The sequence below is a fragment of the Komagataeibacter diospyri genome, assembly GCF_006538165.1.
GTDB classification, from domain to species: domain Bacteria; phylum Pseudomonadota; class Alphaproteobacteria; order Acetobacterales; family Acetobacteraceae; genus Komagataeibacter; species Komagataeibacter diospyri.
On sequence record NZ_BDLU01000100.1, the window covers coordinates 1 to 1,773 of the forward strand.

General features: G+C 55.1%; 1 pseudogene. It reads right to left on the reverse strand.

The window, feature by feature from the left end:
• Positions 1 to 701 precede the first annotated feature (701 nt).
• Positions 702 to 1,773 (reverse strand): annotated as a pseudogene (locus MSKU9_RS17715) (IS3 family transposase); the annotation flags it as partial.

Sequence of the window (1,773 nt, forward strand, 5' to 3'; positions counted from 1 at the left end):
CTTCAAAACACTCAACGCATATTCCTAAAAAGATACGCAAAGCTACCCAGACCAGTCTCACCCAGTCCAGACCGCCAATCATCGCCCCCTAAAGAGCAACAACCGCGCCGCCAGCATATCCCTTCCAGATACTCTCTCTATTCTCTTGTCAAAGATCCCGCCGGAGCAGCATCGCCGTCCGGTGAAGGGGCTTTTACGGATATTAGCCCCCCCTGTCAACGCCATACCAAAAACACATGAAACACACAGAAATCAGCCAATAAACATCAAAAACGTTCACTAAACGCACCAAAAAAAAATGCGCTAAAATGAAAAATATATGAAAAAAGGAGAACGGGCTTCTCCTGCATCAAAGATGCAGGGCCTGACCATGGTTCAAACAGCCTCATCCGCATAGAGACCCGCGGCCCATCTCATATGAACAGGCAACCGGGCGGTGCGCCTGCCTTCCTGAATGCGACGCCAATGAACTGCCATATTAATATGAATACCTGATGCTGGCATTGCGCTCCCTCTGCCAGAAAACACCGATTCATATATATCCCGTCCCGGCGATTGACATTAAGCAGCGCATGGCAAATCCAACCTGCTATAATTCCCGTAATATACAAGGACGCAGCCATACGATCAGACAATGCGACAGAGGCGGCCCCGTTTGTTCGGACAGTTTTGCGGGTTGAAGAAGCTATACCCGGTTGATGTCATGCCGCCATTCTGACTGCGTTGCTGTCGGCCCTCTGGTCCGGAGCCACCCCCGGACCAGAGGACATCGGCACGTCATGATACGCCTGATCAGGCGCACGTCCACCCAGCGCCATATGCGGACGCTGCCCGTTATAATGGCTGATCCAGTTCGCGAGACCCGCACAGAGATCTGAGCCGGTCTCAAAAGCATGCAGGTAGACGCATTCGTATTTCAGCGACCGCCACAGACGTTCGATGAACACGTTGTCCAGCCACTGGCCGCGACCATCCCTGCTGATGCAGATCTGGCGTTCTTCCAGCACCTCGGTAAAGCGTGGCGTCGTGAACTGCGCACCCTGATCGGTATTGAAAATCTCCGGCGAACCGTAGTGTGTCAGTGTTTCCTGGAGCGCCTCAATGCAAAACTCCATCCACGTCCATCGTGTTCGACAGGCGCCAGGCCAGAACCCTGCGCGTCGCCCGGTCCATGATCGCCACGAGGTAGAGGAAGCCCCTCCTCATGGGGATATAGGTGATATCGGAACACCAGACCTGGCTGGATCGGTCCATGACCAGATTCCGCAGCAGATACAGATATTTCCGATGCTCCGGATGTGGCACGGTCGTGCGCGGATTCTGGTAGATCGCCCGCAGGTCCATGATCAACATGAGCCGACGAACCCGTTTGCGGCCCAGATGCCATCTCATCTGTCGTGAGCCATAATACGGTGTTTCCAGGAACTATGCGTCGATCAGGCGCATCAACTCCAGATTGGCCTCGCCCTGTGGCATAGGCCGATAGTAGACGCCTGAGTGGTTAAGCTGCAGCAGCGTGCATTGCCGCATCACCGAAAGCCGGGGCCGTTTCAGGGCAATCATCTATCGTCTCTGATCACGCCCAACCGGGAAGGGGCAGCCCGTAAAAATTCTGTTCCACCAGAAGTTCGCCAATCTTGGCGTGCAGTTTCTCCACGGTGGCAGCGCTGACCGGGGATCAGACACCGCCTTCCCGGAGAAGGTCGCCGCCATCCCCTCGATCGCCCGGCGCTTCCAAAGTGCTACCATCATCTGATGCACGCCGTGCTTCGA